At 74.1% G+C, this 26,217-nt stretch carries 22 protein-coding genes and 1 riboswitch; of the genes, 15 read left to right on the plus strand and 7 right to left on the minus strand.

All coding sequences use genetic code 11. The features are described from left to right. Positions 1-59: 59 nt before the first annotated feature. From ABZY91_RS08995 to ABZY91_RS09035, 9 genes are all read left to right on the plus strand, one after another. The gene (locus ABZY91_RS08995) at positions 60-1,109 is read left to right on the plus strand and encodes an ABC transporter permease (RefSeq protein WP_329948829.1); all 1,050 of its coding nucleotides are present in this window, start codon (positions 60-62) and stop codon (positions 1,107-1,109) included. Between the two features lie 112 nt (positions 1,110-1,221). Continuing rightward, positions 1,222-2,973, plus strand: a complete 1,752-nt coding sequence (locus ABZY91_RS09000) for an ABC transporter substrate-binding protein (RefSeq protein ID WP_355400921.1) — start codon at positions 1,222-1,224, stop codon at positions 2,971-2,973. Between the two features lie 97 nt (positions 2,974-3,070). After that, positions 3,071-4,063, plus strand: a complete 993-nt coding sequence (locus tag ABZY91_RS09005; RefSeq protein ID WP_329880339.1) for an ABC transporter permease — start codon at positions 3,071-3,073, stop codon at positions 4,061-4,063. A gap of 31 nt (positions 4,064-4,094) precedes the next feature. Continuing rightward, positions 4,095-5,894, plus strand: coding sequence for an ABC transporter ATP-binding protein (locus ABZY91_RS09010; RefSeq protein WP_355400923.1), 1,800 nt, complete (start codon positions 4,095-4,097; stop codon positions 5,892-5,894). Positions 5,895-6,001: 107 nt separating this feature from the next. After that, positions 6,002-6,523: a hypothetical protein gene (locus ABZY91_RS09015; RefSeq protein ID WP_355400925.1), complete on the plus strand. Its 522-nt coding sequence runs from the start codon at positions 6,002-6,004 to the stop codon at positions 6,521-6,523. A gap of 239 nt (positions 6,524-6,762) precedes the next feature. After that, complete coding sequence (locus ABZY91_RS09020; protein ID WP_329880345.1) at positions 6,763-7,326, plus strand: EF-hand domain-containing protein; 564 nt, start codon at positions 6,763-6,765, stop codon at positions 7,324-7,326. Between the two features lie 54 nt (positions 7,327-7,380). Further along, positions 7,381-8,013 carry an AAA family ATPase gene (locus ABZY91_RS09025; protein WP_329948834.1) on the plus strand — a complete coding sequence of 211 codons (633 nt, stop codon included), beginning with the start codon at positions 7,381-7,383 and terminating at the stop codon, positions 8,011-8,013. Positions 8,014-8,125: 112 nt separating this feature from the next. Then, positions 8,126-8,677: an AAA family ATPase gene (locus ABZY91_RS09030; protein WP_355400927.1), complete on the plus strand. Its 552-nt coding sequence runs from the start codon at positions 8,126-8,128 to the stop codon at positions 8,675-8,677. Positions 8,678-8,881: 204 nt separating this feature from the next. Next, the gene (locus ABZY91_RS09035; protein WP_355400928.1) at positions 8,882-9,463 is read left to right on the plus strand and encodes a dihydrofolate reductase family protein; all 582 of its coding nucleotides are present in this window, start codon (positions 8,882-8,884) and stop codon (positions 9,461-9,463) included. Here the strand turns inward: ABZY91_RS09035 and ABZY91_RS09040 are convergent. Further along, entirely contained in the window at positions 9,441-10,451 is a 1,011-nt protein-coding gene (locus tag ABZY91_RS09040) for an EamA family transporter (RefSeq protein ID WP_355400930.1), read from the minus strand. The two genes, ABZY91_RS09035 and ABZY91_RS09040, sit on opposite strands and share 23 nt — an antisense overlap. Positions 10,452-10,782: 331 nt before the next feature. Between ABZY91_RS09040 and ABZY91_RS09045 the strand changes: the two genes are divergently transcribed. Beyond that, complete coding sequence (locus tag ABZY91_RS09045; RefSeq protein WP_329948838.1) at positions 10,783-11,217, plus strand: gamma-glutamylcyclotransferase family protein; 435 nt, start codon at positions 10,783-10,785, stop codon at positions 11,215-11,217. A 78-nt stretch (positions 11,218-11,295) separates the two neighbouring features. Here ABZY91_RS09045 and ABZY91_RS09050 read toward each other — a convergent pair whose 3' ends face one another. Beyond that, positions 11,296-12,756, minus strand: coding sequence for a catalase (locus tag ABZY91_RS09050; RefSeq protein WP_355400932.1), 1,461 nt, complete (start codon positions 12,754-12,756; stop codon positions 11,296-11,298). A gap of 175 nt (positions 12,757-12,931) precedes the next feature. Between ABZY91_RS09050 and cbiE the strand changes: the two genes are divergently transcribed. The 4 genes from cbiE (at position 12,932) to ABZY91_RS09070 (ending at position 16,293) form a co-directional block, all read left to right on the plus strand. Further along, positions 12,932-14,185 (plus strand): precorrin-6y C5,15-methyltransferase (decarboxylating) subunit CbiE, encoded by a 1,254-nt coding sequence (cbiE, locus tag ABZY91_RS09055; RefSeq protein ID WP_355400934.1) that lies wholly within the window; start codon positions 12,932-12,934, stop codon positions 14,183-14,185. Beyond that, positions 14,182-14,943 carry a precorrin-4 C(11)-methyltransferase gene (gene cobM / locus ABZY91_RS09060; protein ID WP_329880357.1) on the plus strand — a complete coding sequence of 254 codons (762 nt, stop codon included), beginning with the start codon at positions 14,182-14,184 and terminating at the stop codon, positions 14,941-14,943. The genes cbiE and cobM overlap by 4 nt, the downstream gene beginning before the upstream one ends. After that, entirely contained in the window at positions 14,943-15,692 is a 750-nt protein-coding gene (locus tag ABZY91_RS09065) for a cobalt-precorrin-6A reductase (RefSeq protein ID WP_355400936.1), read from the plus strand. Before cobM ends, ABZY91_RS09065 begins: the two co-directional genes overlap by 1 nt. Before the next feature lie 61 nt (positions 15,693-15,753). Further along, complete coding sequence (locus ABZY91_RS09070; protein WP_355400938.1) at positions 15,754-16,293, plus strand: DinB family protein; 540 nt, start codon at positions 15,754-15,756, stop codon at positions 16,291-16,293. A 75-nt stretch (positions 16,294-16,368) separates the two neighbouring features. On the opposite strand, the gene ABZY91_RS09075 is transcribed toward ABZY91_RS09070, so the two are convergent. From ABZY91_RS09075 to ABZY91_RS09095, 5 genes are all read right to left on the minus strand, one after another. After that, a complete protein-coding gene (locus ABZY91_RS09075) occupies positions 16,369-17,898 on the minus strand; it encodes a UDP-N-acetylglucosamine 1-carboxyvinyltransferase (RefSeq protein WP_355400940.1) in 1,530 nt (509 codons plus the stop codon). A 162-nt stretch (positions 17,899-18,060) separates the two neighbouring features. Further along, positions 18,061-18,294 (minus strand): hypothetical protein, encoded by a 234-nt coding sequence (locus tag ABZY91_RS09080; protein ID WP_355400942.1) that lies wholly within the window; start codon positions 18,292-18,294, stop codon positions 18,061-18,063. Positions 18,295-18,425: 131 nt separating this feature from the next. After that, entirely contained in the window at positions 18,426-19,952 is a 1,527-nt protein-coding gene (locus ABZY91_RS09085; RefSeq protein WP_355400944.1) for a precorrin-2 C(20)-methyltransferase, read from the minus strand. Next, on the minus strand, positions 19,949-20,575 hold the full coding sequence (locus tag ABZY91_RS09090; RefSeq protein ID WP_329880364.1) for a precorrin-8X methylmutase: 627 nt from the start codon (positions 20,573-20,575) through the stop codon (positions 19,949-19,951). Before ABZY91_RS09090 ends, ABZY91_RS09085 begins: the two co-directional genes overlap by 4 nt. Next, positions 20,572-21,927: a hypothetical protein gene (locus ABZY91_RS09095; RefSeq protein WP_355400946.1), complete on the minus strand. Its 1,356-nt coding sequence runs from the start codon at positions 21,925-21,927 to the stop codon at positions 20,572-20,574. Before ABZY91_RS09095 ends, ABZY91_RS09090 begins: the two co-directional genes overlap by 4 nt. A gap of 178 nt (positions 21,928-22,105) precedes the next feature. Next, positions 22,106-22,191: riboswitch (cobalamin riboswitch) on the plus strand. A gap of 310 nt (positions 22,192-22,501) precedes the next feature. Between ABZY91_RS09095 and cobN the strand changes: the two genes are divergently transcribed. Continuing rightward, on the plus strand, positions 22,502-26,128 hold the full coding sequence (gene cobN, locus ABZY91_RS09100; RefSeq protein ID WP_355400948.1) for a cobaltochelatase subunit CobN: 3,627 nt from the start codon (positions 22,502-22,504) through the stop codon (positions 26,126-26,128). Positions 26,129-26,217 lie beyond the last annotated feature (89 nt).

Below are 26,217 nucleotides of genomic sequence, written 5' to 3' on the forward strand. Positions count from 1 at the left end.
ATGCACGTCAGCGCACCCTCACCCACGGGGCGGCGGAGAATTCGGGGAGTACGCCTCTCATGGCAGTGGTCGAACCAGTCGCAGGGCCCGCCGCGGAGCCGGCCCCCCGGACGCCGCCCACGGCGCCCACGGCGCCCACCCGGTCGGGCTCCCAGGATCCCGGCCCGGCGCCGGACCGGGCGCCCGCCCCCGCGAGCCTGCTGCGGCGCGTCTGCCGCGACCGCACGGGAGCCGTCTCCCTCGCCGTCGTCCTCCTCTTCCTCCTGCTCGCCGTCGCGGCCCCGCTGATCGCCGCGCTGTACGGCAAGAACCCGACCGAGCACTACGGCCAGAACACTCCCGGCCTGCTCAGCGACGGTGGCCTGCCGGTCGCGCCCAACGGCGGCATCTCCGGGGAGTTCTGGTTCGGCCTGGAGCCCGGGCTCGGCCGCGACGTGCTCACCCAGCTGCTCTACGGCATCCGCACCTCGCTGCTGATCGCCTTCGTCGCGGCCGCCGTCACCACCACCCTCGGGGTGCTGGCCGGGGTCGCGGTGGGCTACCTCGGCGGGATCACCGACCGGCTGTTCGGCTTCCTCTCCAACGTCCTGCTGGCGTTCCCGACGCTGCTCCTGCTGCTCGCGATCAGCCCGGTGATCCAGTCCCGGCTGGTCGATCCCGGCACCGCGGAACCCGACTGGATGCAGTTCCTCGTCCTCATCCTGGTGTTCTCCGCGTTCGGCTGGATTCCGCTGGCGCTTTCCCTTCGCGCCACCGTCAGGTCGCTCCGGGAAAGGGATTTCGTGCAGTCCGCACGGGCGATGGGAGCGAGCGGATTCCATATCGTCTTCCGTGAACTCCTGCCGAATGTCCGGGCGCAGCTGCTGGTGCACGCCACCATGGCGGTGCCGACGTTCGTCGCCTCCGAGGCGGTGCTGTCGTTCCTCGGTGTCGGGATCAACGAGCCGATCCCGGACTGGGGCCGGATGATCTCCCGCGGCTCCGAGGTCTTCCAGGCCGATCCGACGTACATGTTCTTCCCCGGCATCGCGCTGCTGCTGTTCGTCCTCGCCTTCAACCTGCTCGGCGACGCCGTCCGGGACGCGCTGGACCCGCGCAGCGCCCGCTGAGGCGGCCGGTCCCGACCGCTCGCCGCCGGCCGTCCGGCCCTCCCCGACCTTCCTCCCTTCTTTCGCCGTTCACCTATCCGCCCCGGGCCCCCGGGGCAAGGAGAGATTCGCCATGCGCTGGATCAGACCGTCCCTCGCCGTCGTCGCGACCGCCCTGCTGGCGACCTCCTGCTCGGCCGGCGCGGGCTCCACCTCCACCGGCACCGCCGCCTCGCCGAAGGACACCTCGCCGCTGACCGCCGCGCTCGGCACCGAGAAGGAGAGCGCCGGACCGGCCCCCGCCGTGCCCGGTGCCCGCGCGGGCGGCACGGTGAACGTCTACAACGCGACCGACTTCCGCCACCTCGACCCGCAGAAGGTGTACGCGGGCGCCGCCTACAACACCTCGCTGCTCTGGGGCCGCCAGCTCACCCAGTACCAGGTGGTGGACGGCAAGGCGAAGCTGGTCGGCGACCTCGCCACCGACACCGGCACCCCCGCCGACGGCGGCCGCACCTGGACGTACAGGCTGAAGGAGGGCGTGGCCTGGGAGGACGGCCAGCCGATCACCTCCCAGCAGGTCAAGTACGGCATCCAGCGCAGCTTCGGCAAGGGCTACGAGGTCGGCCCGCCGTACTGGCCGCAGTGGCTCACCGGCGAGGCGAGCTACGACGACGCCCGCAAGAAGTACGGCGGCCCGCAGGACGGCGACCTCGCCGCGATCGAGACGCCGGACGACCGCACCATCGTCTTCCACTTCCCGCAGCCGCAGGCCGACGTGCCCTACATGGCCGCCCAGTCCTCCTCGTCCCCGGTGCGCAAGGACAAGGACACCGGCACGGACTACGACCGGCTGCCGTACTCCAGCGGCCCGTACCGGATCGTCGAGCACGTCCAGAACACCCGCCTGGTCCTGGAGCGCAACCCGCACTGGAAGCCGGAGAGCGACCCGATCCGCAACCAGTACCCGGAGAAGTTCGTCTTCACGTTCGGCAAGGAAGCGCTCAACATCAACCAGGAGATCCTCTCCGGGCGCGACGGCGGAGCGGACGCGACCACGGTCGCCACCCAGCTCTCCCCCGAGCTGTACCAGACCGTGGACACCGACCCGAAGGCCAAGGAACTGGTCGTCTCGGGCCGGCAGGGCGCCTTCGTCACCCAGCTCGTGATCAACAACGAGCGGGTGGCCGACGTCGAGGTCCGCAGGGCCCTCCACCTCGCCTACCCGCGCCAGCAGGCCCGCCAGGTGCAGGGCGGCACCCGGGCCGGCGAACTCGCCACCACGCTCAGCTCCCCCGCGCTCGTCGACTGGCAGAAGTACGACCTGGACCCGGCCAAGCCGGAGGGCGACCCGGACGCCGCCAAGGCCACCCTCGCCAAGGCCAAGCAGGCCCCCGCCTCGCTCACCTACGCGTACGCCAACACGCCCAACGGGCAGCGGGTCGCCCAGGTCCTGGTCGACGGCTTCGCCAAGGCCGGCATCACCATCGTGCCCAAGCCGATCGACCCCAAGGCGCTGCTGGACGAGACGCACCGCGCCGACTCCCCCTACGACCTGTGGGAGGAGACCAGCTCGGTCGACTGGCCGACGCCCTCCACGCTGATCCCGTTCTCCTTCGACGGCCGCGCCAACAGCGACCTCAACTCCGCCCGCTACCGCAACGCCGAGGTCGACAAGGAGATCGACCGGATCAACCAGATCGGCGAGCCGCGCCAGAAGGCCAAGGAGCTGTACGCGCTGGAGCAGACCGTGATGAAGGAGCTGCCGGTCCTGCCGTTCGCCTACCCGAACATGAACCAGCTGCGCGGCGCCAACGTCGGCGGGACGTTCATCCACCCGATCTACGGCTCGGTCAGCCTGGCCTGGGTCTACCTGAAGTCCTGACGCCCCGAAGTCCCCGGCGGCCCCGCCCGCCGCGCCGTGCACCGCACGCGCGGGCGGGGCCGCCCACCCCGACGCCCTCTGATTCGGACCGGCCACCATGCTCTCCTTCGCCCTGCGGCGGATCCTCCAGGCGATCGCCGTCCTGGCCGCGGTCTCCGCCGCCGCCTTCGTCCTCTTCTACGCCGCCCCCGCCGACCCGGCCCGCGCCGCCTGCGGTCCGCGCTGCGACACCGGCCAGGTCGCGGCGGTCCGTTCGAGCATGGGCCTGGACCAGCCGCTCCTCGCCCAGTACACCGACTACCTGGCCGGGGTCGTCGCCGGCCGGGACATCAAGGACGTCGACGGTTCGGTCATCCACTGCGACGCGCCCTGCCTCGGCTACTCCTACCGGCTGCACCAGCCGGTCACCGAGGCTCTGGTCGACCACCTGCCCGTCACCGTCTCGCTGGCCGTCGGCGCCTTCGCGTTCCTGCTGCTGTTCGGGCTCGGCACCGGCTTCGTCGCCGCCCTGCGCCACGGCACCCGGACGGACAAGCTCCTCTCCGGCTTCACCCTGGTCGGCGCCAGCGTGCAGATCTACTTCCTCGGGTACGTCGCACAGTGGGGGCTGGTCTACACCAGCGGACTGCTGCCGCTGCCCTCCTACACCCCGCCGGCCACCGACCCGGCCGCCTGGGCCGGCGGGATGCTGCTCCCCTGGCTCGTCCTCGGCTTCGTCAACTCGGCCGTGTTCGCCCGGCTCTCGCGCTCCCAGCTGCTGGAGACGATGAACGAGGAGTACGTCCGGACGGCGCGCGGCAAGGGCCTCGGCCGGCTCCGCGCCCACCTCAAGTACACCTCGCGCGGCGCCGCCGGACCGCTGGTGCAGCTGCTCGGCCTGGAGGCGGGCGCGCTGCTCGGCGGTGCGGTGATCACCGAGACGGTGTTCGGGCTGAACGGCATCGGCCGGTTCGCCATCGAGGCCGTCGAGGGGCAGGACCTGCCGGCCGTGGTCGGCGCGGTGCTGCTGGCCGCCTGCTTCGTCGTGCTCTTCGTCGCGCTGGCCGACCTCGTGGTGGCCTGGCTCGACCCGCGCATCCGCCTCAGCTGACCCCGCCCCGCCGTTCCTGGAGCCTGTCCCGATGACCGAGCCCGCCACCACCCCGGACCCCGCCGCCGCGGCCGCGTCCGCGTCGGCATCCGCCCCCGCCGAGGAGCCCGTGCTCCGCGTCCGCGACCTGTCCGTCTCCTTCGCCGACCCGCGCGGCGGCGCCCCCGTGGCCGCCGTACGCGGCCTCTCCTTCGACCTGGCCCGGGGCGAAGTGCTCGGCCTGGTGGGCGAGTCGGGCTCCGGCAAGTCCGTGACCGGACTCGCCGTGCTCGGTCTGCACGACCCGCGCACCACCACCGTCACCGGCTCGATCCGGCTGGGCGGGCAGGAGCTGGTGGGCGCCGAGGAGTCCGTGCTGCGCGAGGTGCGCGGCGGCCGGGTGGCGCTCGTCTTCCAGGACGCGCTCACCTCGCTCAGCCCGTTCCACGGGGTCGGTGCGCAGCTCGCCGAGATGTACCGGCTGCACCACCCCGGTGCCGGGCGCGCCGAGTCCGGGCGGCGGGCGGCCGAGATGCTGGACCGGGTCGGCATCCCGGGCACCCGGGTCCGCGACTACCCGCACCAGTTCTCGGGCGGCATGCGACAGCGCGTGATGATCGCGATGGCGCTGATGAACGACCCCGACGTGCTGATCGCCGACGAGCCGACCACCGCCCTCGACGCCCGCGTCCAGCGCCAGGTCCTCGACCTGCTCGGGGAGTTGCAGCGCGAACACGGCACGGCGGTGCTGCTGGTCAGCCACGACCTGGGTGTGGTCGCGGGCACGACGGACCGGACTCTGGTGCTGCGCGGGGGCGAGCAGGTGGAGACCGCCCCGACCGCGTCGCTGCTCGCCTCCCCCCGGCAGCCCTACACCCGGGCCCTGGTGGGCGCCGCGCTCACGCTGGACACGGTGCCGGGCACGCCGCTGCCGACGGTCGACGACCCGTCGCCCTCGTTCTCCTTCGCCGGGCGCGACGGCGACGGCTCCGGAGCCGGTGCCGGTGCCGGTGCCGGAGCCGGTGCTCCCCAGGACGCTCCCGGCGGTTCACCCGGCGGGGCCGCGCGGGACGGTCGATGGCTGGTCGAGGTCGAGGACCTCGCCGTGCACTTCCCCGGCCGCCGCCGCTTCCCCGGCCGCCGGGCCGAACCCGTCCGGGCGGTCGAGGGGGTCAGCCTGCGGATCGCCCCCGGCGAGACCCTCGGCCTGGTCGGCGAGTCCGGCTCCGGCAAGTCCACCACCTCCCGCGTCCTGGCCGGCCTCCAGCCCGTCACCGGCGGGACCGTGCGGTACGACGGCGTGGACGCCACCGCCCCGGACCGGGCACTCCGGCGGCGCCTCAGCAAGGAGATCCAGCTGGTCTTCCAGGATCCGTACGCCTCGCTCAACCCGCGCCGTACGATCGCCCAGACCCTGGACACCCCGCTGAGCCTGCACACCGCGCTGACCCCGGCGGAACGCCGCGACCGGTCCGCCGAACTGCTGGAACAGGTCGGCCTGCCGTCCTCGCACCTGGACCGCTACCCGCACGAGTTCTCCGGCGGCCAGCGCCAGCGGATCGGCATCGCCCGCGCGCTCGCCCCCGAACCCCGGCTGATCATCGCCGACGAACCGGTCTCCGCACTGGACGTCTCGGTCCAGGCCCAGGTGCTCAACCTGCTGATGGAGCTGCGCGAACGGCTCGACGTCGCCTTCCTGTTCGTCTCCCACGACCTCGCGGTGGTCCGGCACTTCTGCGACCGGGTGGCCGTGATGCACCGGGGCCGGCTGGTCGAGTCCACCGACCGGGACCAGCTGTTCGCCGCCCCGCACACCGAGTACACCCGGGAGCTGCTGGCAGCCGCGCACTGAGGCCCGGCCGGCGCCCCTTCCCGCCGTGTCGGTTCCGGCACCCCGGTACCGCTCCGTCTACGATCGATCACCGACAGTGACCCGCGCGTCCCCAAGAAGGGGTTCCGATGAGCCTAGTCCGCCAATCCGCCACCCTCCTCTACCTGTTGGGCCGCCTCCATCCGGAGGCGATCGACGGCATCACCCCGCACCTGCCCGTCCTGGGCCCCACCCGGCACGTGCACCTCGCCAACAGCGGCGGCGGGCCCGTGACCCTCAACCCGCAACCGATCCCGCCGGGCGCCGCCGAGCTGCGGCTCGCCGTCTCCGGCACCGTCAACGCGGTGGCCAACGCCGCCATCACCGCCCGCCTCTCCGGTGGCAACGTGCGGAACATCCTCACCGAGGTCGGCGACGACTGGTGCGGCACCCCGCACGGCAGGATCCCGTGGCCGAAGCACTGGCCGCTGCCCTGGCCGCCCGGGGAGCCCTACCCGATCGACCCCGTGTACGCCACCCCGGCCGTCCAGGCCCAGGCCGCGCTGGCCTTCCAGGCCTACGCCGGGGGCGTCGCCGACGAGGAACTCGGCTCCGCCTTCGGTGACCTGGCGGAACGACTGGCGGACGCGGCGCTCCGGAGCGCGGGCTGAGGACGCTCTCCCGCCCGGGACGGTCGGCGGCGAGGAGCGTGCGGCACACCCGTGTCGCGCCGCTCGCCGCCGACGGCCGCCACCGGGCCGGCAGGGGCGGCGGGTCCGACAGGGGCGGCCGGGGCGGGAGGCCGGGACGGGAGGCGGGGGCGGGAGGCGGTTGCCGGCTTCGGCTGCGCGACGGCGCGGCGGCGGGTTAGCGTGCAGACTTCGGAGCGATCACCAACCGAGGGGGCACCGTGTCGGAGGAACTGCTGGTCGCCAAGATCAACCACGGCTTCGACCATCTGGACGCCGACGGGGACGGCCTGCTGACCGAGCGCGACCACGTCCTGATGGGGCATGCGGTGGCCCGCTCGCTCGGCCACGCCGAGGGGTCGGCGACGGAGGAACGGATCGTCGGCGCCTACCTGGCCATCTGGCGCGACCTGCACCTCGCCCACCTGCCGGAGGGCACCACGGCGGTCACCCGGGAGCAGTTCACCGCCTCGACCCTCTCGGTCGCCGACGACCCGGCCGCCGCACGGGCCGTCTTCGGGACGCTGGCCGAGGCGTTCCTGGCCGTCGCCGACGTGGACGGCAGCGGGACCGTCGACGCCGGCGAGTTCTTCGTCTTCCAGCGGGGCCACTTCTCCGCGCTCTCCCGCGACGACGCGGACGAGGCGTTCCGCCGGCTCGACCTGGACGGTGACGGGCGGCTCTCCGCTGCCGAATTCGTCTCCGGCATCGTCGAGTTCTGGACCAGTCGCGACCCCGACGCGCCCGGCAACTGGTGGGCCGGCAAGCCGTCCGCACTGTTCTGACCGACCCGGGCGGGTCGGCCGGGGGCGCGGGCGTCCCGGCGTAGGCTGGCCGGCATGCTCCTGTGGATCAACGGCCCGTTCGGCGGCGGCAAGACCCAGGTGTCGCACGAACTGCGGCGACGGCTGCCCGGCAGCGTGGTCTGCGACCCCGAGGAGGTCGGCTTCGGGCTGCACCGGATGACCCCCCGGCCACTGCGGGGAGACTTCCAGGACCTGCCCGCCTGGCGCCAGGGCGTGTACGAGGTGCTCGACCGCACGCTCGGCCACCACCGGGGCACGGTGATCGCGCCGATGACGGTCACCGAGCCCGCCTACCTCGCCGAGACCGTGGGCCGGCTGCGCGAACGAGGCCACGACGTCCGGCACTTCGCGCTCCTGGCCGAACGGGAGGAGGTGCTGCGACGGCTGCGCGAACGCGGGGCCGGGCACGCCGTGCGGCTGGTCGCCGGGAAGGACGCGCCACTGCGCCGGGAGAGCTTCGCGGTGTCGAGGCTCGACCACTGCCTGGACCGCCTCAGCCGCGACGAGTTCGGCGAACACGTCCGGACCGACCGCCTCACCGTGCCCCAGGTGGCCGAACACCTCGCCGCGGCAGCCGGGTTGACACTCACGCCGAACACCGACGGCCCGCTGCGCGGGCGCCTTCGACGCGCCCTGGTCGGGGTCCGGCACATCCGGTTCGTCTGAGCGGACGGCGGCCCGGCAGCGGCGGCCGGTCGACCGGCGGCACGAGCCCCACGGACGGCACCGGCGGCACGGACGGCGCGGACGGAGCGGACAAGGAAAGACGGGGGAAGACGTGCGTCGTTACATCCTCACCGGCACACCGGGCGCCGGAAAGACCACCCTGCTGGCAGAGTTGGCCCGCCGCGGCTACTCCGTCACGGCGGAGGCCGCCACCGACGTGATCGCCCGCCGGCAGGCCGCCGGGGATCCGGAGCCGTGGACGCGGGCCGGTTTCGTCGACGAGGTCGCCACCCTGCAGCGCGAGCGGGCGGCGACGGCGACGGCGCCCGGGGAGGTCCGGTTCCACGACCGGTCCCCGGTCTGCACCGAGGCCTTGCGCACCTTCCTCGACCGCCCCGCGTCCCCCGCGCTCACCGCCGAGCTGCGGCGCATCGGCGACGAACACGTCTACCGGAGCGAGGTGTTCTTCGTCCGCAACCTCGGCTTCGTCGAGCCGACGGCCGCCCGGCGGATCTCCTTCGAGGACGCGCTGACCTTCGAGCGGCTGCACGAGCGGGCCTACCGGGCGCACGGCTACCGGCTGATCGACGTCCCGGCAGCCGGGGTGGCCGAGCGGGCGGACCTGATCGAGGCGGTCCTCGCGCGCACCGCGCCGCACCGGTGAGGGCGAGCCACCGGACGAGGTGACGGGCAGGGTGACGGGCAGGGTGACCGACGAGGTTCCGGACGAGGTGAGGGACGGGACGGCGGACGCGGTCACGGGCCGGAGACCAGCTCCTTCCCGGATCCCCCTTGCAACCACTACGACTGGAGTACTATAACTGTCGTGGTCAGGGCGCGAGGCCCTCACCGAAACCCAAGGACGTGCATGCGCAAGCTCACCTACTACGTCGGCGCCACCCTCGACGGCTTCATCGCCGCGCCGGACGGCGACTTCGAGGTCCTCATGCAGTACGTCTCCGGCGACTTCCTCTCCTTCATGGTCGGCGAGTTCCCCGAGACCCTGCCCACGCCGGGCCGCACCGCACTGGGCGCGGCGGACGCTCCCAACAGGCGCTTCGACACCGTGCTCATGGGTCGCGGCACGTACGAACCGGGGCTGCCCCTCGGGCTCGCCAACCCCTACGCCCACCTGCGACAGCTGGTCTTCTCCCGCTCCCTGACGCAGAGCCCCGACCCTGCGGTCGAGGTCACGGCCGCCGACCCGCTGACCCGGGTCCGCGCACTCAAGCAGGAGGACGGCCTCGGCATCTGGCTGTGCGGGGGCGCCGATCTGGCCGGACAACTCCTCCCCGAGATCGACGAGTTGATCGTCAAGCAGTACCCGGTCGTGACCGGCTCGGGCATTCCGATGTTCCGCGCGGGCTTCGCGCCGCACACCTTCCGTCTCGAAGCGTCCCGCACCTTCGACAACGGGGTCGCCGTCCTCACTTACGCGAAGTCCGACTGACGCTCACCACCAGGCAGACACCCACGACCACGATCGCCCCACCCAGCAGGGTGGGGCCGGTCAGCGGCTCGGCCAGCACCAGCCAGCCGAGCAGCACCGCCACCACCGGGTTCACGTAGGCGTAGGTGGCGACCAGGGTCAGCGGCGCCGAGCGCAACAGCCACGCGTACGCGGTGTAGGCGACCAGCGAGCCGAACACGACCAGGAACCCGAGTGCCAGCCAGGACCGCCCGGAGACCTCGCCGAGGTCGAGCCCGTGCTGCTCACCGCGCACCAGTCCTATCAGCAGGTTGCCGAGCCCGCCGGCGAGCATCTGGTAGGCACTCGCGGCGAAGACGTTGCCGGGCATCCGGATCCGCTTCGCGGCGAACGACCCGAACGCCCAGGTGACCGTGCCGCAGACCACCGCGATCACGCCGCCGATCGCGATGTCGCCGCCGATCGCGGGCGCCGAGAGCACCCCCAGCCCGACCAGTCCGAACAGGACGCCGGCCAGTTCCACCGGCTTGGGCCGGTGGCCGTCCGCCGCCGTCAACAGGACCATCCACAGCGGCACCACGGCCACCACCAGCGCGGCCAGACCGGACGGGATCGAGTTCTCGCCGAGCACCACCAGGCCGTTCCCGCCGGTCAGCAGCAGCCCGCCGACCAGCGCGGAGGACCCCAGCTGCCGCAGGTCCACCCGGAGCCCCTCGCGCCCGTGGCGGAGCGCGACGAACCCGGCGAGCAGCAGGCCGGCGGTCAGGAACCGTGCCGCGGCGGAGAGGAAGGACGGCATCGTCTCCAGCGCGATCCGGATCGCCAGGTACGTCGACCCCCACACCACGTACACGATCCCGAGGGCCACCCACACCTGCCCTCCCAACCGCGCCGCCGCGGGACCGGCACCGGCGGGGCCCGCGTCGACGGGGCCGGCGCCGGCGGGACGGGCATCGGCGGGTGCGGCGGCGGAGGCCGCGCCCGGCTTGCCTGCGACGGGTGCTGTCATGGGTGTCCCCCTAAGACGGTACTGGCGTTCACCCGCCATGACACCGCATCAGCCGACCTGAACGCCAGTGGGTATCACCGGACGATCGACCGCCGGGCACCGAAAGCAGCCCCATCCGGACAAACCAGGCACCGGACGGCAGCCGGCGGCGGGGTGACGGCAGAGCAGCGGACGAGGCTGCAGACGAGGCTGCGGGCGGAGGCCGACGGGCGGCGCGCGGACTCCGGACCACGAACGACGACCGGGGGGTGGCGCCCGGCGGACGACGAGTGCTGGAATCTGTCACCCGCCGACGCCGTCCGTCGGCCGCCCGGTCCCGCAGGAGAGCCCCATGCCCACCGCCCCGCCCGCCCCCGACCTCCCCTTCTTCGTCTACGGCACGCTCCGCCCCGGCGGGCGCAACCACGCCGTGTACCTGGCGGGCCGGTGCGCCGAGGTCCGCGGCGCGGTCCTGGAAGGAGCGGCCCTGCACGAGGGACCGGGGTTCCCCTACGCGGTACCGGACGCCGCGCCCGGGCGGCGGATCGTCGGCGAACTCGTCACGGTCCGCCGGGGCGCGTACCCGGAGGCGCTCACCGCCCTGGACCGCCTGGAGGACTGCCGGACGGACGGCACCGGGGAGTACGTCCGGGAGCGGCTGGCCGTCCGGACCGCCGACGGCGGCACGGCGGAGGCGTGGGTGTACCTGGCCGGCCCGGACGTCGCCGCCCGGCTGCGCGCGCACCCCGCGCTGATCGCGTCCGGGGACTGGCTGCGGGCACGCTGAGGGCGCGGGCCCCGTCCTCGGCCCGCGCCCTCCCTCGCCGTCACGCCCTCAGGCCGTCACGCCCTCGCACCTCGGGCGTCAGCCCTTGCCCACGCCCGAGGCGACCCGGTCGCCGAGCGCCTTGTCGACGTTGCGCCAGTACTGCACCGCCCGGTCCAGCACCGGATCGCTGACCCCGCCCTTGAGGTGCCCGACGATGTTGGAGACCAGCCGGTCGCGCTCCGCGTCGTCCAGCACCTTGCGGACCATCGTGCCCGCCTGACCCCAGTCGTCGTCCTCGGCGTGCAGCGAGTAGGCCTCGCGCACCATGTCGCCGGAGGTCTGCCAGCCGGCGGACGGATCGTCGTAGACCTTCGGGTCCGCGGCCGGCCCGCCCTTGGAGTTGGGCGCGTACGGCGCCGCAGTACGGGCCGGGTCGAACCGCATCGGGCCGTCCTTGGCGTACGAGTGCACCGGGACGTGCGGCCGGTTCGGCGGCAGCTGCGCGTAGTTGGGACCGATCCGGTACCGGTGGGTGTCGGGGTAGGAGAAGATCCGGCCGAGCAGCATCTTGTCCGGCGAGACGCTGATCCCGGGCACCAGGTTGGCCGGTTCGAAGGCGGACTGCTCGATGTGGACGAAGTAGTCCTCGGGGTTGCGGTTCAGGGTCATCGTGCCGACCTTGACCAGGGGGTAGTCGCCGTGCGGCCAGACCTTGGTGAGGTCGAAGGGGTTGAACCGGTAACCGGGCGCCTCGTCGAACGGCATCACCTGCACGTACAGCGTCCAGGACGGCGGGTTGCCCCCGTCGATCGCCTGCCAGAGGTCCTCGCGGTGCAGGTCCGGGTCGGAGCCGGCCAGCCGGTCGGCATCGGCCTGGGTGAGGAACTCGACGCCCTGGTCGGTCTTGAAGTGGTACTTCACCCAGAACCGCTCGCCACCGGAGTTGATCCACATGTAGGTGTGCGAGCCGTACCCGTTCATGTGCCGGTACGACTTCGGAAGGCCGCGGTCCCCCATCAGCCAGGTGACCATGTGGGCGGACTCCGGCGAGAGCGTCCAGAAGTCCCACTGCATGTCGTGGTCGCGCAGACCGTTGTCCGTGCGCCGCTTCTGCGAGCGGATGAAGTCCTGGAACTTGATCGTGTCGCGGACGAAGAAGACCGGCGTGTTGTTGCCGACCAGGTCGTAGTTGCCGTCCTCGGTGTAGAACTTCAGCGCGAAGCCGCGCGGGTCGCGCCAGGTGTCCGGGCTGCCCTGCTCACCGGCGACGGTCGAGAACCGGGCCAGCATCTCCGTCCGCTTGCCCGGCTGGAACAACGTCGCCTTCGTGTAGCGGCTGACGTCCTCCGTCGTCTCGAAGACGCCGTACGCCCCGGACCCCTTCGCGTGCACCACCCGCTCCGGCACCCGTTCACGGTTGAACTGGGCCATCTTCTCGATCAGGTAGTGGTCGTGGAGCAGGATCGGGCCGTCCCTCCCCACCGTGAGCGAGTTGTCGTCGCTCGGCACCGGGATCCCGGCGTTGTTGGTGGTGTACGGGACCGCTGACTCGGACATGGTGCCCTCCGTTGCGTGCTGAGGTCCCCCCGGTCGACGCTAACCCCGCCCGGCAGGGCATGCACCCTGGCCACCCCCCGGACGGACAGCGCCAGGTAGGCTGCCCCGGGGCCGAAACCGCAAACCCGGCCGGCGGGCCCCGAGCCACCCCCGCAGATCCACAAGGAGCCCCCCGGTGCCCCAGCAGCCACCCCCGCTCACCGTCGTCGGGATCGGGGCGGACGGCTGGCCCGGCCTCGCCGGCACCGCGCGGGCCTCGCTGCGGACGGCCGAGGTGGTGATCGGCGGCCCCCGGCAGCTCGACCTCCTCCCCGCGGACGAGGTCTGCGCCGAACGGGTGCCGTGGCCGACCCCGCTGCGCCCGGCCGTCCCGGGGCTGCTCGCCCGGTACGCGGACCGCCGCGTCGCCGTCCTGGCCAGCGGCGACCCGATGTTCTACGGCATCGGCCGCACCCTCGCGGAGATCGCCGGCCCCGACCGGCTGCGCGTCCTGCCGCACCCCTCCTCCGTGACGTACGCCTGTGCCCGGCTCGGCTGGCCGCTGGAGTCCACCGAGGTCGTCAGCCTGGTCGGCCGCCCCCTGGACGCCCTGCGCCTCGCCCTCAACCCCGGGCGCCGCCTGCTCGTCCTCAGCGCCGACGCCGACGGGCCCGGTGCCGTCGCCGCGCTGCTCACCGCGAGCGGCTTCGGCGCCGCCCGGCTGCGGGTGCTGGAACAGCTCGGCGGCCCCGCCGAACGGCAGCTCGACGGGCCCGCCGACGGCTGGCCGCACCCGCCCGGCGACCGGCTCAACCTGATCGCGGTCGACCTCGGCGACACCGGCCCCCGCACCCCGGTCGTCCCCGGCCTGCCCGACGGCGCGTACGAGAACGACGGCCAGCTGACCAAACGCCACGTCCGTGCCGCCACCCTGGCCACCCTCGCGCCCGTCCCCGGCGAACTGCTCTGGGACGTCGGCGGCGGCTCCGGGTCGATCGCGATCGAGTGGCTGCGGGCGCACCGCGACAACCGGGCCGTCACCGTCGAACGCGACCCCGTCCGGGCCGAGCGGATCGCCCGCAACGCCGCCGCGCTCGGTGTCCCCCGGCTGCGTGTCGTCACCGGCGCCGCACCCGCCGCGCTCGCCGGGCTGCCCGCCCCCGACGCGGTGTTCGTCGGCGGCGGGCTCACCGCGCCCGGTCTGCTGGACGCCTGCTGGACCGCGCTGGCGCCGGGCGGGCGGCTGGTCGCCAACACCGTGACCCTGGAGTCGGAGGCACTGCTCACCGAGTGGTACCGGCGGCACGGCGGCGAGCTGCTGCGGCTCGCCGTCGCCCACGCCGTCCCGGTCGGCGGCTTCACCGGCTGGCGCCAGGCCATGCCGGTCACCCAGTGGTCCGCCGCCAAGCCTGCCGCCCAGTCCCTCACCCCCCGGGAGAACGCCTCGTGACCGTCCACTTCATCGGGGCCGGCCCCGGCGCCGCCGACCTGATCACCCTGCGCGGCCAGCGGATCCTGGCCCGCGCCGAGGTCTGCCTCTACGCGGGCAGTCTGGTGCCTCGCGAGCTGCTGGACGAGTGCCCGCCGGGCGCCCGCCTGGTCGACACCGCCAACCTCAACCTCGACCAGATCGTCGAGGAGCTGGTCCGCGCCCACCGGGCCGGACAGGACGTGGCCCGCCTGCACTCCGGCGACCCGTCCGTGTTCAGCGCCGTCGCCGAGCAGATGCGCCGGCTCGACGCGGCCGGCGTCCCGTACGAGGTCGTACCCGGCGTGCCGGCCTTCGCCGCCGCGGCCGCCGCCCTCAAGCGCGAGCTGACGGTGCCGACCGTCGGCCAGACCGTCATCCTCACCCGGATCGCCAAGCGCGCCACCCCCATGCCGGAGGGCGAGGACCTCGCCACCCTCGGCCGCAGCGGCGCCCTGCTCGTCCTGCACCTGGCCGCCGGGTACGTCGACGACGTGGTGGAGCAGCTGCTGCCGCACTACGGCGCCGACTGCCCGGCCGCCGTCGTCGCGATGGCCAGCCGGCCGGACGAGCTGGTGCTGCGCGGCACCGTCGGCTCGATCGCCGGGCAGCTGAAGGAGACGGGCGTGGTCCGCACCGCGGTGATCATCGTCGGCCGGACCCTCGCCGCCGAGCAGTTCCGCGACAGCCACCTCTACTCGGCGGACCGCGAGCGCCCGCACGAGCCCTGCGGGTCGTAGTGGCGCCCCACCTGCTCGTCCTCGGCGGGACGACCGAGGCGCGGACGCTCGCCGCCGCCCTGGCCGGCTCGCCTCTCAGGGTCACCAGCTCCCTCGCCGGGCGGGTCGCGGACCCGCGGCTGCCCGTCGGCGAGGTCCGGATCGGCGGCTTCGGCGGCCCGGACGGACTCGCCGCGTGGCTGCGCGCCGAACGGGTGGACGCCGTGGTCGACGCCACCCACCCGTTCGCCGCCGTCATGTCCCGCAACGCCGCCGAGGCCGCCGCCGCGACCGGTGTGCCGCTGCTCGCACTGCGCCGCCCCGGCTGGACGCCGGTGGAGGGCGACCGCTGGCACCCGGCCGCCTCCCTCGCCGCCGCGGCGGAGCTGCTTCCCCCGCTCGGCCGACGGATCCTGCTCACCACCGGACGGCAGGGCATCGGCGCGTTCGCCCACCTCGACGGTCTGCACTTCACGGCCCGGTCGGTCGATCCGCCCGAGCCGCCGGTGCCCGCCTCGCTCCACGTCCTGCTGGACCGCGGCCCGTTCACGCTGGAGGGCGAACGCGCGCTGCTCCGCGAGCACCGCATCGACGTCGTGGTCACCAAGGACAGCGGCGGCGCGGCCACCGCCCCCAAGCTCACGGCCGCCCGTGAGCTGGCCCTGCCCGTGGTGGTCGTGGAGCGTCCGCCGCTCCCGGCCGGCGTCCCGGTCGTGGAGACCGTCGGAGCCGCGCAGGAGTGGATCACCGGGCTCGGCCCGAGGGCCTAGGCCCGCGTCCGCCCCTCGAAAACCCGGTGCCGTGGGCCGACCGCCCTGCGAGCATGATCCGATGGACGCCTACGATCGCGCCGACGCCGCGCGGACCGAACCCCTCCGCACCGCCGACGAGCGTGCCACCCTGGTCACCTTCCTGGACCACCAGCGGGCCACCTTCGTGATGAAGTGCGCCGGACTGACCACCGAACAGCTCCGCGCCCGCCCCCTCGCGCCCTCCGCCCTCTCGCTGCTCGGCCTGGCCCGCCACCTCGCCGAGGTCGAGCGCGGCTGGTTCCGCAACGTCCTCGCCGACGAGGCCGTGCCCGGCTACTGGAAGCGCCCCGACGGGAGCTTCAGCGAGTTCGACGTCGAGGACGCCGATCCGGAGGAGGCCTTCGCCGTCTGGCGCGGCGAGTGCGAGCACGCCCGGCAACTCGTCGCCGCCACGGAGTCGTTGGGCTTCGTCGGGCACTACCGGGGGAGCACCGGGGCCGACGGCGACGACGCCTACTCGCTCCGCTGGATCCTCACCCACATGATCGAGGAGTACGCCCGCCACAACGGCCACGCCGACCTCCTCCGCGAACACCTCGACGGCCGCACCGGCGAGTGAACACGCCGGTGCCCGGCCCGGGATCCTCCGATCCCGGGCCGGGCACCGAACCGACGTGCCGACGGACGCGCTCCGTCAGATGTCGCGGAAGGTCTCGATCTGCGCGCCGATGGAGTTGAGGCGCTCGGCGAGGTCCTCGTAGCCGCGGTTGATGACGTAGACGTTGCGCAGCACCGAGGTGCCCTTGGCGGCGAGCATCGCCAGCAGGATGACGACCGCGGGGCGCAGGGCCGGCGGGCAGACCATCTCGGCGGCGCGCCAGCGGGTCGGGCCCTGGACGAGGACGCGGTGCGGGTCGAGCAGCTTGATGTCCGCACCGAGACGGGTGAGTTCGGTGAGGTAGATGGCGCGGTTGTCGTAGACCCAGTCGTGGATCATCGTGGTGCCGTGGGCGGCCGCGGCGATCGCGGCGAAGAACGGCACGTTGTCGATGTTGATGCCGGGGAACGGCATCGGGTGGATGGTGTCGACCGGCGCGGTCAGCTTGGACGGGCGGACGGTGAGGTCGACCAGCCGGGTGCGGCCGTTGTGGGCGGGGTACTCGGCGGTGCGGTCGTAGTCGAGGCCCATGCCCTCCAGCACCGCGAGCTCGATCTCCAGGAACTCGATCGGCACCCGGCGGATGGTCAGCTCGGAGCCGGTCACGACGGCGGCGGCCAGCAGGCTCATCGCCTCCACCGGGTCCTCGGCGGGGGTGTAGTCGACGTCGCAGGTGATCTCGGGGACCCCGTGGACGGTGAGGGTGGTGGTGCCGACGCCCTCGATCCTGACGCCCAGCTTCTCCAGGAAGAAGCAGAGGTCCTGGACCATGTAGTTGGGCGAGGCGTTGCGGATGACGCTGACGCCGTCGTGGCGGGCGGCGGCGAGCAGGGCGTTCTCGGTGACCGTGTCCCCGCGCTCGGTCAGCACGATCGGCCGGTCCAGCGGAGTGCCGGGCTGGACGGAGGCGTGGTAGGCACCGCCGGTGGTGGCGACCTCCAGGCCGAAGCGGCGCAGCGCGGTCAGGTGGGGCTGGACGGTGCGGGTGCCGAGGTCGCAGCCGCCGGCGTAGGGGATGGCGAACCGGTCGGCGCGGTGCATCAGCGGGCCGAGGAACATCAGCACGCTGCGGGTGCGGCGGGCGGCCTCGACGTCCATGCCGTCGAGGTCGAGCTCGACGGGCGGGGTGAGTTCGAGGTCGCGGCCGTCGTTGGTCCAGCGGCTCTTGACGCCGATGCTGTTGAGCACTTCGAGGATGCGGTAGACCTCCTCGATGCGGGCGACGCTGCGCAGGGTGGTGCGGCCGGTGGTGAGCAGCGAGGCGCAGAGGATGGCCACGCAGGCGTTCTTGCTGCTGCGGACGTCGATCGCGCCGGAGAGCCGGGTGCCGCCGGCGACCCGCAGGTGCATCGGGCCGGCGTAGCCGAGGGAGACGATCTCGCTGTCGAGCGCTTCGCCGATGCGGGCGATCATCTCAAGGCTGACGTTCTGCTTGCCCTGTTCGATGCGGTTGACCGCGCTCTGGCTGGTGCCGAGGGCCTCGCCGAGCTGAGCCTGGGACCAACCGCGGTGCTGACGCGCGGTGCGGATGAGGGTGCCGATACGGGTGAGATAGTCGCCTGTCACCTGCCAGACCATATCTCATGACTGAGATAGCGCCAGGATCGGCCTCCCATGTGACGCGACATTTGTCCGCTTCCCTCCCCGTATGAGCGTCAGATCTTCACATCACAGCGAAGTTCTTATGACACGACCGAGACAGAAGGAGCCGTCAGCAGACCCGACGGCTCACCGACGGCGGCGCGACCCGGCTCGACCCCGGACCCGGACCGTGGAACCGGACCGCCACTCGCGCACCGACGCGATCAGCGCGGAATTCGGGAACGCGCGCCGGTCGGTGGCCGCCGCGGACGGGAAGTGGCCGCCGTCGTCCCGACAGGGCTCCTGCGCGAGTACCGGCAGCGGGAGGAGCGCGAGCTGATGCGCCTCGTCGAGGAGCGCCGGGACGAGGGTGATCTCCACCGTCGGCGGTGGCCTGCCCCTTGTCCTCGCGGTCAGGGTCGGCCACCGCTCGGAGATCTACCGCGACTGACGGGCACCCCGCCGGAGCGGGGTGCCCGGGGGTCGGACCCCGAGGGGCCGCGGCCGGGAGGTCAGGCCTCGGGGTAGCGGCGGGGGGTCCAGGTGACGTCGGGGTGGGGGGACCGGGTGACGTGCCGGGTCTGGGAGGAGCCGACGAGGAGGACGGTGCGCATGTCGACCTCGGCCGGGTCCAGGTCGGCGAGGCGTACGGTGCGGACGCGCTCGGTGGGGCCGCCGACGTCGCGGGCCATGACCACCGGGGTCTCCGGGGCCCGGTACTCCAGCAGGAGGTCGCGGGCACGGCCGACCTGGGTGGTGCGGGACTGCGAGCCGGGGTTGTAGAGCGCGAGGACGAGATCGGCCTCGGCGGCGGCCCGCAGACGACGGGCGACGACGTCCCAGGGCTTGAGTCGGTCGGAGAGGGAGACCACCGCGTAGTCGTGGCCGAGCGGGGCGCCCGCCCGGGAGGCGGCGGCGTGCGCGGCGGTCATGCCGGGGACGATCCGGACCGGCACCTCGCGGTAGGCCTCCTCGCAGGCGACCTCCAGGACGGCGGTGGCCATCGCGAAGACGCCCGGGTCGCCGGAGGAGACGACCGCGACCCGGTGGCCGCGGCGGGCCAGGTCGAGGGCGAACTCGGCGCGCTCGGACTCCACCTTGTTGTCGGAGCCGTGCCGCGCCTGACCGGGGCGCACCGGCACCCGGTCCAGGTAGGTGGTGTAGCCGACCAGGTCGGTGGCGGCCGACAGGGCGCCGCGCGCCTCGGGGGTGAGCCAGAGCGGGCCGGCCGGGCCGGTGCCGATCACGGTCACACTGCCCGGGCCCTCCAGGGCCGGCGCCGGGGGCTCCAGCGGCGCGACCCTGCTGGGCAGCACGGCGACCGCGAAGTAGGGGACGGTCCCGGCGTCGACCGAGGCCAGCGGGGCGGTCCGCTCGCCCTCCATGAACGCGCGCTCGACGTACTGGGCGTCGTCGAGGCGGCCGGCCCGCTCCAGGGCGCGGCGCACGGCCGGGAAGGTGCGGCCGAGCTTCATGACGACGGCGGAGTCGGCGGCGGCGATCCGCGCGGTCAGCTCCTCCTCGGGCAGCGTGCCCGGGATGACGGTGAGCGTCTCGTCGGCCTCGGTGAGCGGCATGCCCAGCCGGGCGGCCGCGGCGCTGACCGACGTCACGCCGGGCACCACCTCGGTCGGGTAGCGGTCCGCGAGGCGCTTGTGCATGTGCTGGTAGGAGCCGTAGAAGAACGGGTCCCCCTCGGCCAGCACCACGACGTCGCGGCCGGCGTCCAGGTGGGCGGCCAGCCGGTCGGCGGCCTCCGTGTAGAAGTCGTCCAGCGCACCCCGGTAGCCGCCGGGATGGTCGGTGGTCTCCACCGTGAGCGGGTAGACCAGCTTCTCCTCGATCTGACCGACCGTCAGGTAACGCTCGGCGATGGACCGGGCGATCGAACGGCCGTGCCGCGCGCTGTGGTAGGCCACGACGTCGGCCTTGCCGATGAGTTCGGCGGCGCGGACGGTCACCAGCGACGGGTCACCGGGGCCCAGGCCGACCCCGTAGAGCCGGCCGGTCGTCACGCTGTCGTCCTGATGGTTCGTCACTCTTCTTCGCTCGCAATCGCGTTGATCGCAGCGGCGGCCATCGCGCTGCCGCCGCGCCGGCCGCGCACCACCAGGTGCTCCAGGCCGGCGGGGTGCACGGCCAGGGCCTCCTTGGACTCGGCCGCGCCGATGAATCCGACCGGCACACCGATCACCGCCGCCGGGCGCGGGGCGCCGGCCTCGATCATCTCCAGCAGGCGGAAGAGCGAGGTCGGCGCGTTGCCGACGGCGACCACCGCGCCCTCCAGCCGGGGCAGCCACAGCTCCATCGCGGCGGCGCTGCGGGTGTTGCCCATCGCGCGTGCCAGCTCGGGCACGGACGGGTCGGTGAGGGTGCAGACCACCTCGTTGTCGGCGGGCAGCCGCTTGCGGGTGACGCCGCTGGCGACCATGTTGACGTCGCAGAGGATCGGCGCGCCGGCGCGCAGGGCGGCACGGGCGGAGGCGACCACGCCGGGCGAGTACACCAGGTCCTCGACCAGGTCGACCATGCCGCAGGCGTGGATCATCCGCACGGCGACCTGGGAGACGTCCGCGGGGAGCGCGGCGAGGTCGGCCTCGGCCCGGATGGTGGCAAAGGACTGGCGGTAGATGGACGCGCCGTCCTTCTCGTACTCGATCACTTGGTGGTCCTCCTGGCCGCGGCGACCGCCACGGCCGTCTCCTCGTTCGTCAGATCGTTCACCGGGTCGTTCACCGGGTCGTTCGTGGGACTGCTCGCAGGGCTGCCCGTCGGGCTGCCCGCGGGACCGCCGGGCGGCTCCGGAGCGGTGCCGGACACCCTCACCCGGTAGCCCCGCCCGGTCGCCAGCACGTCCACCCAGCGTCCCGCCGGGTGGCCGCAGCGCCGCTCGCAGCCGGACCAGTGCACCGGCAGGACGCCGGTACCGGCCGGGGCGGCCGGCGCCACGGGGCCCGCCACCGCGGGGCTCGGCACCACGACGACCGGAGCCGCCGTCGCGTCCAGCGCCCGCGCCGCGTCCGTCCGGACGTCCGCGAGCGACTTGGCGCAGCCCGGCAGCCCGGTGCAGGCCGTGGCCCGGTCCCAGGCCGAGCCCGGCTCGGTACGGTACCCGGCCGCCGTCAGGGCGGGCAGCCGGTCGGCCGGGGCACCCGGCAGGACGGCACCGCGCCACGGGGTGAGCCGGAGCTCCCCCTCGGCGGCGGCGGCCAGGACGCGCCACTGCGCGGCGGTGGCCCGGCCGAACCGCAGTCCGACGGAGAGCCCGCCGGGCAGCGCGCCGAGCGGCACCGGCAGTCCGGGCAGGTCGGGCAGCGGGACGTCGCCGGGCGGCAGCAGGCCGGGGACCTCACGCAGGTGCCAGGCCCCTGCCCCGGAGACGCGCAGGGCCTCCAGGAAGGAACGGGCGGCGTCCAGCGCCGCCTCCACCGCCCGGGCGGCGGGGACGGCGCGCGCGGTGGCGGCCCTGCCGAGGCGCAGCAGGGCGGTCCCGTCCCGGCCTGCGATCAATGTCACATCGGCGTCCAGCGCGGCGACGTCGCCGCGGCCGTCGTCCAGCGCGAACAGGAACTTGCCGGAGAGGCCGGTCGCCCACGGGCTCGCGCAGAGGCCGGCGTCCAGCGCGCGGGCCCAGGCGTGCACGTCGACGCCGGTGCGACCGCCGTCCGACGGGCCGGGCGAGGCCACGATGTTGCGCACCCGCTCGTGCGTGTCCGAGGGCAACAGGCCGGCGGCGCGCAGCCGTTCGCCGAGTTCGCCGCCGCAGTCCGGAGCCAGTCCGCGCAGCTGGACGTTGCCGCGCGAGGTGGTCTCCAGCGCGCCGTCGCCGAGCGCCTCCGCGGCGTCGGCCAGCGCCACGGCCTGACGGACCGTCAGAAGTCCGCCCGGCAGGCGGACCCTGGCCAGGGCGCCGTCGTCGGCGGTGTGCAGACGAAGCGCCCCCGGACAGACGTCCGCACGCCCCCGGTCGGGCACGGCGGCGCCCGGCGTGACGGCGTCGGATGTCGGTGGCATGGCGGCGAGCATACCGATGATCCGATCGGATGCCGCCGTACCGAAGGTCACAGCACCGAGCCGGACCCGGTGCCGGAAGAGCGCCTTGCCGAAGGGCACTCCCCCAGGTCAGCCACACCCCGTACGATGCTGGCGGGCGGTCCCCGCAGGCCGCCCACACGCCAGCGACGGCGCAGGGGAGGAAACCGGTGCGAGCCCGGTGCGGTCCCGCCACTGTGACCGCGGTCCACCGGAACGCCGGGAGACCGCGGGAGCCAGGAACTCCTGCCGTCCTCCACCGGCCCGGGGCGCGGACCCCGAGGAAGGCTCGAAAAGCCATGCGCCGCCGCATGCCCGCTCCCGCGGTCCGGTCCACCGTGACTCGGCCGCTCCCCCTCCCTGCCCCAGGCGGGCCGGAGGGATCCGCCGGGCTCCCGGACCCGCCGTTGACGCACGCCCTCCCTGCCCGCCGCCGGGCCGGAGGGGCCCCCGCTCCGGTGTTCCGCCGTCCTTCGCCAGTCGCTCGTCACTCGTCACATTCCACGCCGGCGTGCCCTTCGGCTCGGGGCGCCTCCGAGGCCGGGAGGGCCTTCGCATGATCCTGCTGCTGTCGACCTCCGACACCGACCTGCTCAGCGCCCGCTCCGCCGAGGGACCGGTGCGCTACCGGCTCGGCAACCCGGCCCGGCTCACGCCCGAGGACCTGCCCGCCCTGGTCGACGGCACCGACCTGGTCGTGGTCCGCCTGCTCGGCGGACGCCGTGCCTGGCAGGAGGGCCTGGACGCGCTGCTGGCCGGCCCCCGCCCCGTCGTCGTCCTGACCGGCGAACAGGCGCCCGACGCCCAGCTGATGGAGCTGTCCACCGTGCCGGCCGGCATCGCCGCCGAGGCCCACGCCTACCTGGCGCACGGCGGCGCGGCCAACCTCGCCGAGCTGGCCGCCTTCCTCTCCGACACCGTGCTGCTCACCGGCCACGGCTTCGCGCCGCCCGCCTCCGCCCCCGCCTGGGGACCGCTGGAGCGCACCGCCCGCACCGACAGCGGCCCGGTCATCGCCGTGCTCTACTACCGCGCCCACCACATGAGCGGGAACACCGCCTTCGTCGAGACGCTCTGCCGGGCGATCGAGGACCGGGGCGCGCAGGCCCGGGCGTACTACTGCGCCTCGCTGCGCGGCGCCGAGGACGACCTGCTGGCCGCCCTCGGCGAGGCCGACGCCCTCGTCACCACCGTGCTGGCCGCCGGCGGCACCCGCCCGGCCGACGCGCAGGCCGGCGGCGACGAGGAGGCCTGGGACGCCGGCGCGCTCGCCGCGCTGGACCGGCCGATCCTCCAGGCGCTCTGCCTGACCTGGTCGCGCGCCCAGTGGGAGGCCAGCGACGACGGCCTCTCGCCGCTGGACACCGCCACCCAGATCGCCGTGCCCGAGTTCGACGGCCGCCTGATCACCGTCCCGTTCTCCTTCAAGGAGCTGGACGAGGACGGCCTCACCGTCTACGCCGCCGACCCCGAGCGCGCCGCCCGGGTCGCCGGCATCGCCGTCTCCCACGCCCGCCTGCGGCACATCCCGGCCGCCGAGCGCCGGCTCGCGCTCGTCCTCTCCGCCTACCCGACCAAGCACGCCCGGGTCGGCAACGCGGTCGGCCTGGACACCCCGGCCAGCGCGGTGCGGCTGCTGACCGCGCTGCGCGAGGAGGGCATGGACCTGGGCACCGGCCTGCCCGGGCTCGACGAGTCGGCCGAGGGCCAGCACGAGGGCGACGCCCTCATCCACGCGCTGATCGCCGCCGGCGGTTACGACCAGGACTGGCTCACCGAGGACCAGCTGGCCCGCAACCCCGTCCGTATCCCGGCCGCCGACTACCGCCGCTGGTACGCGGGCCTGCCCGAGGCGCTGCGCACCCGGGTCGAGGAGCACTGGGGCCCGGCCCCCGGCGAGCTGTACGTCGACCGCTCGCAGAACCCGGACGGCGACATCGTGCTCGCCGCCGTCCGCTCCGGCAACCTGCTCGTCCTCATCCAGCCCCCGCGCGGGTTCGGCGAGAACCCGGTCGCGATCTACCACGACCCGGACCTCCCGCCGTCCCACCACTACCTGGCCGCCTACCGCTGGATCGCGGCCGAGCAGGCCGACGGCGGCTTCGGCGCCCACGCGGTGGTCCACCTCGGCAAGCACGGCAACCTGGAGTGGCTGCCCGGCAAGACCGCCGCGCTCTCCGCCGAGTGCGGCCCCGACGCCGCCCTCGGCGACCTGCCGCTGGTCTACCCCTTCCTGGTCAACGACCCGGGCGAGGGCACCCAGGCCAAGCGTCGCGCCCACGCCACCCTGGTCGACCACCTCGTCCCGCCCATGGCCCGCGCCGACTCCTACGGCGACATCGCGCGCCTGGAGCAGCTGCTCGACGAGCACGCCAACATCGCCGCGATGGACCCGGCCAAGCTGCCCGCGATCCGCGCCCAGATCTGGACGCTGATCCAGGCCGCCAAGCTCGACCACGACCTCGGCCTGGACGAGCGCCCCGAGGACGACGGCTTCGACGACTTCCTGCTGCACGTCGACGGCTGGCTCTGCGAGATCAAGGACGCCCAGATCCGGGACGGCCTGCACGTCCTGGGCCAGGCCCCGGCCGGCACCGACCGGGTCAACATCGTGCTCGCCATCCTGCGCGCCCGGCAGATCTGGGGCGGCGTCAACGCCCTGCCCGGCCTGCGCGAGGCGCTCGGCCTGGACGAGTCCGCGCTCACCCTCGGTGCCACCGACGCGGCCGAGGCCGCGGCGCGCGAGCTGGTCGAGGCGATGGAGGCCGAGGACTGGGCCCCGGAGGCGGTCGAGAAGGTCACCGCCGAGCTGCCGGAGCAGGTCCGTACGGCGGTCCGCGAGGTGCTGGACTTCGCGGCCGCCCAGGTGGTGCCGCGGCTGGCCGCCACCACCGGCGAGCTGGACGCCGTGCTGCACGCGCTGCGCGGCGGCTTCGTCCCGGCCGGGCCGTCCGGCTCGCCGCTGCGCGGGCTGGTCAACGTGCTGCCGACCGGCCGCAACTTCTACTCCGTCGACCCGAAGGCCGTGCCCAGCAAGCTCGCCTGGGAGACCGGGCAGGCCCTGGCCGCCTCGCTGGTCGAGCGCTACCGGGCCGACAACGACGGCGCCTGCCCGCCGTCGGTCGGGCTCTCGCTCTGGGGCACCAGCGCCATGCGCACCGCCGGCGACGACATCGCCGAGGCCTTCGCGCTCCTCGGCGTCCGCCCCGTCTGGGACGACGCCTCACGCCGGGTCACCGGCCTGGAGCCGATCTCCCTGGAGGAGCTGGGCCGCCCGCGCATCGACGTCACGCTGCGCATCTCCGGCTTCTTCCGGGACGCCTTCCCGCACGTGGTCGCCCTGCTGGACGACGCCGTCCGGCTCGCCGCCGCCCAGGAGGAGGCGGAGGCCGACAACTACGTCCGCGCGCACGTCCAGGCCGACCTCGCCGTCCACGGCGACGAGCGCAAGGCCACCGTCCGCGTCTTCGGCTCCCGTCCGGGGACGTACGGCGCGGGCCTGCTCCAGCTGATCGACAGCCGCGACTGGCGCACCGACGCCGACCTCGCCGAGGTGTACACGGTCTGGGGCGGCTACGCGTACGGGCGCGGGCTGGACGGGCGGCCGGCCCGCGAGGAGATGGAGACCGCGTACAAGCGGATCACCGTCGCCGCCAAGAACACCGACACCCGCGAGCACGACATCGCCGACTCGGACGACTACTTCCAGTACCACGGCGGCATGGTGGCCACCGTGCGCGCCCTCACCGGCAAGTCGCCGACCGCGTACATCGGCGACTCGACCCGGCCGGAGACGGTCCGCACCCGGACCCTCACCGAGGAGGCGGCCCGGGTGTTCCGCGCCCGGGTGGTCAACCCGCGCTGGATCGAGGCGATGCGCCGCCACGGCTACAAGGGCGCCTTCGAGATGGCGGCCACCGTCGACTACCTGTTCGGGTACGACGCCACGACCGGTGTGGTCGCGGACTGGATGTACGAGAAGCTCACCCAGGAGTACGTGCTGGACCCGGTCAACCGGGAGTTCCTGGCGGACGCCAACCCGTGGGCGCTGCACGGCATCAGCGAGCGCCTGCTGGAGGCGGCGAGCCGCGGGCTCTGGGAGAAGCCGGACCCGGAGCTGATCGAGCAGCTGCAGGCGGCGTTCCTGGAGACCGAGGGTGACCTGGAGGGCGAGGAGGGCTGATCCGCCCCGGGCGGTTCCCGCCCGTCGCCCCCACCGTCCGGTGGTGTCCCCCGTGCGGCGGCCCCCCGGCCCCCCGGGGGGGGGCCCGC

The organism is Kitasatospora sp. NPDC002965 (genome assembly GCF_040611255.1).
Taxonomy (GTDB): Bacteria; Actinomycetota; Actinomycetes; order Streptomycetales; family Streptomycetaceae; genus Kitasatospora.

Excerpts from the sequence above, each read along its gene's own strand:
- ABZY91_RS08995 (WP_329948829.1), top strand. The coding sequence starts at position 60 with ATGGCAGTGGTCGAACCAGTCGCAGGGCCCGCCGCGGAGCCGGCCCCC.
- ABZY91_RS09000 (WP_355400921.1), top strand. The coding sequence starts at position 1,222 with ATGCGCTGGATCAGACCGTCCCTCGCCGTCGTCGCGACCGCCCTGCTG.
- ABZY91_RS09005 (WP_329880339.1), top strand. The coding sequence starts at position 3,071 with ATGCTCTCCTTCGCCCTGCGGCGGATCCTCCAGGCGATCGCCGTCCTG.
- ABZY91_RS09010 (WP_355400923.1), top strand. The coding sequence starts at position 4,095 with ATGACCGAGCCCGCCACCACCCCGGACCCCGCCGCCGCGGCCGCGTCC.
- ABZY91_RS09015 (WP_355400925.1), top strand. The coding sequence starts at position 6,002 with ATGAGCCTAGTCCGCCAATCCGCCACCCTCCTCTACCTGTTGGGCCGC.
- ABZY91_RS09025 (WP_329948834.1), top strand. The coding sequence starts at position 7,381 with ATGCTCCTGTGGATCAACGGCCCGTTCGGCGGCGGCAAGACCCAGGTG.
- ABZY91_RS09035 (WP_355400928.1), top strand. The coding sequence starts at position 8,882 with ATGCGCAAGCTCACCTACTACGTCGGCGCCACCCTCGACGGCTTCATC.
- ABZY91_RS09040 (WP_355400930.1), bottom strand. The coding sequence starts at position 10,451 with ATGACAGCACCCGTCGCAGGCAAGCCGGGCGCGGCCTCCGCCGCCGCA.
- ABZY91_RS09045 (WP_329948838.1), top strand. The coding sequence starts at position 10,783 with ATGCCCACCGCCCCGCCCGCCCCCGACCTCCCCTTCTTCGTCTACGGC.
- ABZY91_RS09050 (WP_355400932.1), bottom strand. The coding sequence starts at position 12,756 with ATGTCCGAGTCAGCGGTCCCGTACACCACCAACAACGCCGGGATCCCG.
- ABZY91_RS09070 (WP_355400938.1), top strand. The coding sequence starts at position 15,754 with ATGGACGCCTACGATCGCGCCGACGCCGCGCGGACCGAACCCCTCCGC.
- ABZY91_RS09095 (WP_355400946.1), bottom strand. The coding sequence starts at position 21,927 with ATGCCACCGACATCCGACGCCGTCACGCCGGGCGCCGCCGTGCCCGAC.
- cobN (WP_355400948.1), top strand. The coding sequence starts at position 22,502 with ATGATCCTGCTGCTGTCGACCTCCGACACCGACCTGCTCAGCGCCCGC.